The sequence below is a fragment of the Algibacter lectus genome (assembly GCF_900112395.1).
GTDB lineage: Bacteria > Bacteroidota > Bacteroidia > Flavobacteriales > Flavobacteriaceae > Algibacter > Algibacter lectus.
In genome coordinates this window covers 205,347-215,664 of the sequence record NZ_FOLN01000008.1, presented here as the reverse complement: position 1 = coordinate 215,664, position 10,318 = coordinate 205,347, and the positions used below count along the sequence as shown (strand labels likewise).

Annotated in this window: 11 protein-coding genes and 1 tRNA gene; 5 read left to right on the top strand and 7 right to left on the bottom strand. The window is 33.7% G+C overall.

Annotation, left to right across the window (positions count from 1 at the left end):
* The 5 genes from BM246_RS20035 to BM246_RS14670 form a co-directional block, all read left to right on the top strand.
* Positions 1 to 535 (top strand): hypothetical protein (locus tag BM246_RS20035; RefSeq protein WP_231961867.1); only part of this gene is annotated, 535 nt, incomplete at its 5' end.
* Positions 536 to 950: 415 nt separating this feature from the next.
* On the top strand, positions 951 to 1,625 hold the full coding sequence (locus tag BM246_RS14675; protein ID WP_074938918.1) for a hypothetical protein: 675 nt from the start codon (positions 951 to 953) through the stop codon (positions 1,623 to 1,625).
* A complete protein-coding gene (locus BM246_RS20030; protein ID WP_175489807.1) occupies positions 1,626 to 1,769 on the top strand; it encodes a hypothetical protein in 144 nt (47 codons plus the stop codon).
* On the top strand, positions 1,766 to 1,909 hold the full coding sequence (locus BM246_RS20025; RefSeq protein ID WP_175489806.1) for a hypothetical protein: 144 nt from the start codon (positions 1,766 to 1,768) through the stop codon (positions 1,907 to 1,909). The genes BM246_RS20030 and BM246_RS20025 overlap by 4 nt, the downstream gene beginning before the upstream one ends.
* A 666-nt stretch (positions 1,910 to 2,575) precedes the next feature.
* Entirely contained in the window at positions 2,576 to 2,803 is a 228-nt protein-coding gene (locus BM246_RS14670; protein ID WP_074938916.1) for a hypothetical protein, read from the top strand.
* Between the two features lie 171 nt (positions 2,804 to 2,974).
* On the opposite strand, the gene BM246_RS14665 is transcribed toward BM246_RS14670, so the two are convergent.
* From BM246_RS14665 to murG, 7 genes are all read right to left on the bottom strand, one after another.
* A tRNA-Arg gene (locus tag BM246_RS14665) sits at positions 2,975 to 3,048 on the bottom strand.
* 36 nt (positions 3,049 to 3,084) lie between these two features.
* Positions 3,085 to 3,534 carry a GatB/YqeY domain-containing protein gene (locus BM246_RS14660; RefSeq protein ID WP_042497092.1) on the bottom strand — a complete coding sequence of 150 codons (450 nt, stop codon included), beginning with the start codon at positions 3,532 to 3,534 and terminating at the stop codon, positions 3,085 to 3,087.
* Between the two features lie 162 nt (positions 3,535 to 3,696).
* Positions 3,697 to 5,709 carry a cell division protein FtsZ gene (ftsZ, locus tag BM246_RS14655; RefSeq protein ID WP_074938914.1) on the bottom strand — a complete coding sequence of 671 codons (2,013 nt, stop codon included), beginning with the start codon at positions 5,707 to 5,709 and terminating at the stop codon, positions 3,697 to 3,699.
* 66 nt (positions 5,710 to 5,775) lie between these two features.
* The gene (gene ftsA / locus BM246_RS14650; protein ID WP_074938911.1) at positions 5,776 to 7,110 is read right to left on the bottom strand and encodes a cell division protein FtsA; all 1,335 of its coding nucleotides are present in this window, start codon (positions 7,108 to 7,110) and stop codon (positions 5,776 to 5,778) included.
* 3 nt (positions 7,111 to 7,113) lie between these two features.
* Positions 7,114 to 7,833 carry a cell division protein FtsQ/DivIB gene (locus BM246_RS14645; RefSeq protein WP_074938909.1) on the bottom strand — a complete coding sequence of 240 codons (720 nt, stop codon included), beginning with the start codon at positions 7,831 to 7,833 and terminating at the stop codon, positions 7,114 to 7,116.
* The gene (gene murC, locus BM246_RS14640) at positions 7,823 to 9,175 is read right to left on the bottom strand and encodes a UDP-N-acetylmuramate--L-alanine ligase (RefSeq protein ID WP_074938907.1); all 1,353 of its coding nucleotides are present in this window, start codon (positions 9,173 to 9,175) and stop codon (positions 7,823 to 7,825) included. The genes BM246_RS14645 and murC overlap by 11 nt, the downstream gene beginning before the upstream one ends.
* Positions 9,176 to 10,270, bottom strand: a complete 1,095-nt coding sequence (murG, locus tag BM246_RS14635) for an undecaprenyldiphospho-muramoylpentapeptide beta-N-acetylglucosaminyltransferase (RefSeq protein ID WP_074938905.1) — start codon at positions 10,268 to 10,270, stop codon at positions 9,176 to 9,178.
* Positions 10,271 to 10,318: the final 48 nt, after the last annotated feature.

Below are 10,318 nucleotides of genomic sequence, written 5' to 3'. Positions count from 1 at the left end.
TGACTTTGATATTTTAGAAAAGGCAATTAAAGAAGTACCAGCGTTTTTTTATTATTTAGTTAATGAATATAAACCAATTGAGAGAGCCAGCCGATTATGGCTAGACCCTAAAACGTTTCAAACAGATGCGGCAAAGAAAATGCAGGCGAATGCACGACCTCAACTAATTAAGGCAATAATTGAAAACCTCACAGATTATTTTTTAGAAAATGAAACTAAAAACGAGGTTTATTTTACCGCAGATCAATTTATTTCAGCCTTTGGAAGGAATGAGCGTTGGAACTCGAGTTGGTTCGCCAGAGACGTTAAAAAGCACTTTAATAAAAAATCCTATGCTAAGCGTAAACGAAACCCTTTTCACAGTATAATTATTTCATCTTATAGCGGCAATACTACCAGTATTAGCAACGACATAAAACAACGTAGATACTATCATTTTACTAAGGACGAAATATATAATCTAAATGAGGATTTTGAGCTACCAACAGAAAAAACTACAATTACAGACAGCGAGCTTGAGAAACTATTTAATTAATGATACAAGCGTTACGCATTGATACAAGCGTGATACACCCTAAAAAAACGTTCAATCCCTTGCTATTACTAGCCTTGTTACACTGTTACACTTATTATTATAATATATAGTATATAGGTATAGGGTATAAAAAATACAAGGGTTTGAAATAGGGTGTAGCAGTGTAACATGTGTTTAAGTATTTATAAATCAATTAGTTAATAAGTTACATAAGTGTATCACGCTACACCTTTAGTCTGAATAATTAACAAACTCCTAACTATTTACAAATTTCAATAAATAAAATGCACTATACACGCCCGCCTTGATATTTGCCACTAATCCCCACAATACGAATAACATATTAAAACATAACAGCCGTATAAAAAATAAGAGCGGCAAAAATGAAAGCCCTTATCTAAGGCAAAATATAACAATGAGAAATAAAGAATTATTACAACACGATCAAGAATATGAACAACGATTCATTAAAAATATACAATTAGTTCCGGAAATACTGGAAGCAGCAAAAAATGAACTTTCAAAACAAAAAGTAAAGCATAATTTAAAATTAAGCGATCTTCAAAACGGTGAATTTGTTAAACATTTTACCAATTATCACGAAAGCCAAAAAAACAAATTTATCCCCGATGCAGATCATAACGAATATTTAAAGTTATGCGGCATTAATGCAGATAAACTAGCAGACATGGAAACACGTTACAAAAAGCTACTAGATATTAAGTATCCTTTTTACACTCACAACCACGATTATTGGCAAGGTATTGAAGGTAGAGCTGGCCGCTTAAATCCTGGTTTAGTAGAGAAGCTAAAAGAAGCACCCACCAAAAAGGTTTACAATTTAGATGACTTTTTGAAAATCTCAAAAGATAGCTATAAGGTAACTGTTAATCCTGAGCTGTTTAAACTGTACTTAACTAACGAAAATCAAGCCACGCAAATTGAAGAGGTCAAAGAAATAGTAAAAATTGCTAAGAAGCGCAAAACTAATATAAATGATACTTTAAAAATGACTGGATCAATTGTTAAGAGCCTAAGCAGTGATTATAAAATAACTTTCGATAATGAACAAATTTTAAATATTAAGTAGATGCAAGAGATAACATTAAAAGAACGTACACGCGCTGAATTAGAAGTACAGATGGTTAAAAATGCTGAATTTGGTTTTTTACCAGTTGGTAACGTCGTAAAAAATCAAAACGGTTTATTTGAAATTAAAATAATAAAATCATGATACAATACAAAGTAATTAAAGCTTATGAGCCCGAAGATCTAGAGAGTAAAATAAACAAAATGGCTCTCGATGGTTTTAAAATTAACAGTAGCCCGTTTGTTTATGATGCTGGTTTGCTAGTGTTAATGTATCGGGATTAAAAATTTGTTTTCTGTTTGTCTATTAAAGGCTTGTTATATATTTATTTTATAGCAAGTCTTTTTTTATTTTGTAACAAATTCAAAGGTGTTACATCTTAACACAACCTACCATTAACCCTTTATTTATAGCTATTCTTAACAACAAATCTTATTAATAATCATTACAAATAACATCAGATGTAACAAGGTTGAAATATATGCGGACTGTATATAAAATGCAGCAGCAAAACACATTGCGGAATATTGAGTACTTTTCTAAGTACCTTTTTAACCATCACGTTATCAAGTAGTTACACTTAAACCAATCTACTAAGAAGTATTAACCATTAGCCATAAGCAAAGCACCACCACCACACCAGCCAATATATAAAGCGTTTAGATCTTATAATTATGTATAATCATTGCCACACAAACAAAGCATTTAAGACCCTTTTATATATGTATTCGTATATTATAGCCACAACAGCAGGAACAGCAAACAACGCTATAAACTAAATAAAAAAAATATTCTTATCTTTAATCTATGCTTGGCGAAAAAAAGAAAAAAGAGTTTAAACAATATGATCCTAATTGGTGGGCTATACAAAGGATGAAATACGGCTTAGTTATTATGCTAATATTTGGGGTTTGTGTTGGCGCTTATGAGTTAATAAAGATGTTTTTAAAATGACCCTATACGAATTTAATATACTTGATTTAAACGATCGTATGGAAGCCGTAAACCAAAACGGTGCATTTTTAAATAATCATATCACAGAATCGGAAAAATGCAATCTTTACGCAATTGATTTATTTTTTGTTGAGGTTGTTTATAATTCTAGCCTAAACAAGATCACAGAAATAAACAGTTTTAAAACTGGCTATCTACTAGATAAGTATACAAAAAACTTTTAGCGGCAAATGATAACGGTACTATAAAAAAAGATATTAACAATTCTATTTTAAAAAGATACTTAATGCAACTGGTTAACATAATCGTACCATTTATCGTACCAATTCACTATAACCATTAACAGCAAAAACCGCTAACTAACTGCATAACAATTAACTAACGGTTTTTATTCGTGACCGCGAAGGGATTCGAACCCCCAACCCTCAGAGCCGAAATCTGATATTCTATCCAGTTGAACTACGCAGCCTTATTTCCGCGCAAGCGAAAAAATTTTTATATTTTTTTAAGACAATTTTGCTTTTACTATATTAGAAATGGTTTTACCATCTGCTTTCCCAGCAAGTTCACTACTTACCATACCCATAACCTTACCCATATCTTTCATACCTTGCGCTCCTACTTTTTCAATAGTTGCAACAACTACTTTTTCAATTTCCTCATCAGATAATGCTTCTGGTAAAAACTGAGAAATAACCTCTGCTTCTGCTAATTCTGGAGCAGCTAAATCTTCTCTACCTTGTTCTAAATAAATAGCAGCACTATCACGACGCTGTTTTACTTGCTTCTGAAGTATTTTAAGCTCTTGATCTTCCGTTAACTCTTCTTTTGCACCACTTTCTGTCTGAGCTAATAAAATAGCCGATTTAACAGCGCGTAAAGCTGTAAGAGCAGTTTGATCTTTTGATTTCATTGCGGTTTTAAGCGCCGTCATTATGTCTTGTTGTAGAGCCATTTTTTCAATTTATTTAATATGCGAAGATAAAAAAAACTTAGTATTAAAATACCCGAATCCCGATTAGTTTTAATAGTAAACCCTATAATAAGCACAATAAAAAACCCGAAAAGTATGGTTAACTTTCCGGGCTTATAATTTAGTTAAGTTTAGTGATATGCACTAATCTACATTATCGTGAAGAAACGAGTTATTTCTTCTTACTTGTAAATCATCATTATCATCTAAACCAATACTTGTTCTTGAAAAATCGTTATCAGATGAATGTTTAGAATCTTCTAAATTTACACCTTGACGTTTGTAAGCAGGCACTTTTTCTATGTCGTCAATTTTTGCATTATTGAATTTATAGTTGAAGTCCTTCATTTTACGACGACGTTCAGCCGCACGTTCTTTCAGTAATTCTGAAATTGGCGTATTCATCGGGTCAATATCCTCTTCTTCGTCGGGAAGGCTATGCTTAACAACTTCTTCTTTTTGAACCACTTTTCTTTCGAAAACGATATCTTCTTCTATTTCTTCTACAATCTCCTGACTTGAAGTTTGTTTTTTGTTAGATGAAGATTCTACCTCAGAAAAATCATCTAACGTATATCTAATATCACCATTTTCATTTGGCTTTGCAGCAGATACTTCTACGTGATCGTTAACAGCGATGTCTTTAATATCATCATCGTCTAAACTAAACGTTACTTTTTTCTCTACAACTTCTTCCTTTTTCGGTTCCTTTTTAGTCTCGTTACTAATTGGTAAATCGAAGGTTAAAGTAATTTGTTTTTCTTCTTCAAATTCGTCTGCTAATACTTCAATCTCGTTGTAGTCTTCATCTTGATTGTTAACAGAATTTATAATGAAATCGTCTTCATCTTCAACATTAACACGAACTTCATCATAAACAACATTCATGTTTTTTAAAATTTCTGAGGTAGGAATTAAATTAATATTTTGTGGCGGCGATGATAATTTATCCTTTCTTATCACGCTTTTTTCCAAAAAAGTGAATTCCTCCTCTTCATCTAAATCCAACGTATGTTTTACAACTTTAGGCTCTTCTTTTTTCTCTACTACAACTGGTGGAGCAATCACTTCAGGCGCAACTTCTTCTTTAACCGCTTTAGCTTCTACTTCTTTCTCTTCACTTAAAGAATGAATTACTTTTTTAGTTTCAGTATTAGAAATTTCGTCTTGTTGTTCAATATTAAAACCCGTTGCTATAATAGTTACAGCAATAGATTCGTCTAAAGATTCATCTTCACCAACCCCCATAATGATGTTAGCACCATGGCCAGCTTCATTTTGGATATGATCGTTAATCTCACCTATTTCATCAATAGTAATTTCTTGTACACCAGAAACAATTAAAAGCAGTACATTTTTAGCTCCTGTAATTTTATTATCGTTTAATAATGGTGAATCTAAAGCCTTGCGAATAGCATCTTGCGCACGGTTTTGACCCGACGCTAATGCAGACCCCATAATAGCTGTTCCACTATTACTTAATACGGTTTTAGCATCACGTAAATCGATGTTTTGTGTATAGTGGTGTGTAATAACTTCGGCTATACCACGAGCAGCGGTAGATAACACTTCATCTGCTTTCGAGAACCCTGCTTTAAAACCAAGATTTCCGTAAACTTCACGAAGTTTATTGTTGTTAATTACAATTAATGAATCAACCATACCACGCAATTTCTCAATACCTTTTTGAGATTGCTCGATACGCATTTTTCCTTCAAACTGAAATGGCATTGTAACTATACCAACAGTTAAAATATCCATATCTTTAGCCATTTTAGCAATAATAGGTGCTGCACCAGTACCTGTACCACCACCCATTCCGGCTGTTATGAATACCATTTTAGTATTAGAATCTAACATTTGAGAGATGTCTTCAAAACTTTCTACTGCCGATTGCTCTCCGATATCAGGATTTGCTCCTGCACCAAGACCTTCGGTTAAGTTTAGACCTAATTGTATTTTGTTTGGCACACCACTGTTTTGCAAGGCTTGTGCATCGGTATTACATACGTAAAAATCGACACCTTTTATACCTTGTTGAAACATGTGATTGATAGCGTTACTACCGCCACCACCAACGCCAATAACTTTAATAACATTTGATTGATTTTTAGGTAAATCAAATGCGATGTTTTCGAATTCTTTGTTGCTGCTCATAAACTCTGTTTTACTGGGGTTTTGTACTAAATATTTTTTATTCAATGGATTTCTTAATCTATACTTTTACTCTGCGTTATCTAGAAAATCTTTAACGCGATCGGTTAATTTATCAAGAAAAGAACGTCTTTCTCTAACCGGTTCTGCTTTAATTTCTTCTTCTACGTCTTCGGTAGGATGTTCTACTTCTTCCTCTTCAACGACAGCTTCTTCTTCTACCTGCTGTTCTATTTTTTTACGTTCTTGACGCTTTAAGCCATCTAAAACCAAGCCTACTGCTGTTGCAAAAAGCGGACTAGTAACATCTTCATTACTATCGCCTGCTAAATGCTCGTTAGGATACCCTATACGTGTATCCATACCTGTAATATACTCTACCAACTGCTTTAAGTGTTTTAACTGGCTTCCTCCTCCTGTTAACACAATACCTGCAATTAGATTTTTCTTTTGCTCTTCGTGACCGTAATTTTTAATTTCGACATAAACCTGCTCTATAATTTCGACAACACGAGCGTGAATAATTTTTGAGAGATTTTTTAATGTAATTTCCTTTGGTTCACGACCGCGTAAACCAGGAATAGATACAATTTCGTTATCCTTATTCTCGCCTGGCCATGCTGAACCAAACTTTATTTTTAATAATTCGGCTTGTTTTTCAATAATTGAACAACCTTCTTTTATATCTTCAGTAATAACATTTCCTCCAAAAGGAATAACTGCGGTATGGCGAATAATACCATCTCTAAAAATAGCTAAATCGGTTGTACCACCACCTATATCAATTAAAGCAACACCAGCTTCTTTTTCTTCTTGACTTAAAACGGCATTAGCTGAAGCTAAAGGTTCTAAAGTGATACCTTCTAAATTTAAATCGGCACTTTGTATACAACGACCAACATTACGAATAGATGATACCTGCCCAACAACTACATGGAAATTAGCTTCCAAACGACCACCGTACATCCCGATAGGCTCTTTTATTTCGGCCTGACCATCTACCTTATATTCTTGAGGCAAGACATGGATAATTTCTTCACCAGGTAACATAACTAACTTATGCACTTGGTTTATTAAACGATCTATATCCTCATCGTCAATAACACGATCTGAGTGTGGTCTGGTTATATAATCACTATGTTGTAGGCTACGGATATGCTGTCCTGCAATACCAACCGTTACACCGTCAATTTTTAATTCGGCAGCCGCTTCTGCTTCTTGAACTGCTTGCTGAATAGATTGAATGGTTTGTGTAATATTATTTACTACACCACGGTGCACGCCTAAACTTTTAGACTTACCTATGCCTAAAATTTCAAGTTTGCCGTATTCATTTTTACGACCAATCATAGCCACAATTTTTGTGGTTCCTATATCTAATCCTACTGATATGTTATGCTCCATGGCTTATATTTTGGTACATACTACTTGGTTATCGAATTGCAAATTTACTTTGCTATAATTATCTAGCGTCTTTTCTTTGATGTTTTTTTGATAAAATGCCTTCAAATTATTAATTTTTTTGTCTAATAAGTTTAAATCACCCAATTGCACTAAAAACTTACACTGTCTTAATTTTAAAAACAGCTTATTATTAGCATTTTGATGAATTTCTATAACGTTCATTTTTAAAAACTCGTCTTCTCTAATTTTTGTTGCTATTTTAAAGATATTTTCTAAGTTATTCTTCTCAACATAACCCGTAACAAGCGGTACTCTAGCCGAATAATTACTAGATAAAGGCATATAAAAGCCTCGATCGTCGATATAATAAGACGCATTTGTACTAACTCTTGCTATTGGTGTTTTTTGTTTTATTTCCGCGTTAAGCGTTCCGTTTACTGCAACATACACTTCGGCACTCTTAATCATGGGGTTCGATTTGAGTACATTTTCCAACTTATTCAAATCTAAAGTTTCTTTGGCAACGTTTTGAGTACCACCGTAATTTTGTGTTAACAACTTACTAACAGTCTCATTAGTAACAAATAAGTTGTCTTCTCCCGTAAATTTTATAGCAGGCTCTGTAATCAATCTAGCATTATTTCTTCCCGATGCAAAAGCAAATAGAAAAACCACCAAGCAGAACAAAGCTACCATTTTTATGTAATTCCAATTAACTTTCAAAACTCAACTCTTTTTTAATATGTTTTACTTGTTCTCCAATATCTCCAGCTCCTATAGTTAAAATAACTTGAGCTTCACTTTTTTTAATTTCAGCTAGCAGGTTTGCTTTACTCACCAACTGCTTTTTATCACTTTTAACCTTACTCAACAACCATTCCGATGTTACACCTTCCATTGGTAATTCTCGTGCAGGATAAATATCTAAAAGCATCAACTCATCGAACTGAGATAAACTTTGAGCAAAATCGTCAATAAAATCTTTAGTCCTGCTGAATAGATGCGGCTGAAAAATAGCCAACACGCTTTTACCTGGATACATTTCGCGAACCGCTTGATGCACAGCATTAATTTCTGCTGGATGATGCGCATAATCATCGATATACACCAAACTATCCGTTTTAATTTGATAAGTAAACCTACGCTTAACACCTTTGTAAGATGCTAACGCTTTGGCGAGCTGTTGGTACGGGCAACCATATTCTACAGCCATCGCCAAAGCCAATAATGCATTAGACAAATTATGTCTTCCTGGTAGGTTAAACTCCAAATTTTCTAGCACTGTAGTTGGTGTTTTTACATCAAAAACATACGCGCCATTTATTATTTTTATATTTTGAACAGCATAATCAGAATTATCCTCAATACCGTATGTAATTCCTTTTAAAGGCAATCCGTTTTTAACAAACAGTTTTCCGTTGGGTTTTAATCGTTTTGTAAAATCTTCAAAAGTCTTTTTTAATTCTGAAGCATCACCATAAATATCCAAGTGATCGGCATCCATAGATGTTATCCCTGCGAAATCCGGAGACAAGGTCATAAACGAACGATCGAACTCATCGGCTTCTACAACAGAAACCCTTGTTCCTTTTAAAATTAAATTAGAGTTATAGTTTTCACTTATACCTCCTAAAAAAGCAGTAAGTTCAACATGGCACTCATGCATTAAATGCCCAAGAATACTTGTTGTTGTGGTTTTTCCGTGAGTTCCAGCAACGGCTAAACAAACTGTGTTTTCTGTAATTAAGCCTAAAATTTCAGAACGTTTTAATACGTTGAAATTATTCGATTTAAAATAATTTAATTCCGAATGATTTTTCGGCACTGCTGGTGTATAAACCACCAATGTGTTTTCTAAATTTAAAAAAGCCGAATCAATCTGCTTTACATCATCATCAAAATGGACTTGCATACCTAACTCTACCAAAGTATCAGTAATTGCAGTTTGAGTTTTATCATAACCCGCCACAAGCTTATTATTCGCATTAAAATAGCGCGCTATAGCACTCATGCCAATACCACCAATACCAATAAAATAGATGTTATGTATATTATTTAAATTCATTTATTTCTTTAGAAGTTTTTCAACCTCATTTACTATATCTTTTGTTGCATTTACTAATGCCAATTCTTTTATGTTTCGTCCTAATTCTGCTTGACGAACGGGTGCTGCAATAAGTTGCGAGAACTTATTTTGAAAATCGGCATCCAAATCTTCCTCTTTAATAATCATGGCCGCATCTTTATCTACGACAGCCATAGCGTTTTTGGTCTGATGATCTTCAGCAACATTTGGCGATGGAATAAAAATCACTGGTTTTCCAACAATACAAAGTTCCGAAACAGAACTCGCTCCCGCTCTCGAAATCACCACATCTGCAGCAGCATAGGCTAAATCCATGTTGTTTAAAAACTCATGAACTTGCACATTTTTTATATTACCATAAATTTTATATTGTTGGTAATATAATTTACCACATTGCCAAATAATTTGTACATTCTGTGTGTCGAGAAAATCTAATTTCTTCTCGATTAATTGATTAATGCGTCTCGCACCTAAACTACCACCAATAACCAAAAGAGTTACTTTACCCGGTTTTAAATCGAAATGCTTTATCGCCTCTTCTCTTTTGGTATCAATATCTAACAAACCTTGGCGCACCGGATTGCCAGTTTTTATAATTTTATCTTGAGGAAAAAATCGTTCTAAATTATCATAGGCTACACATATTTTTTTAGCTTTTTTAGCTAAAAATTTATTTGTAATTCCTGGATACGAATTTTGTTCCTGAATTAAAGTAGGCACTCCTTTAGAGTTTGCAATTTGCAATAATGGTCCGCTTGCAAATCCGCCCGTTCCAATAGCCACATCCGGCTTAAAACGTCTCAGAATTGTATTAGCTTTCCACAAACTACTAATTAACTTAAACGGAAACATTAAATTCTTAAAGGTTAGCTTACGCTGAATACCCGAAATCCAAAGTCCTTTAATATCAAAACCGGCTTGTGGTACCTTTTCCATTTCCATACGATCGCTTGCACCAACAAACAAAAATTGAGCATCAGGATAACGCAACTTTAATTCGTTTGCAATAGCGATAGCCGGATAAATATGTCCGCCTGTTCCACCTCCAGATAATATAATTTTATATGGTTTCATTCCTTTTTAAACTTTTCCTCGCAAAGGGAAAATTTCTTTTCTTTTTTA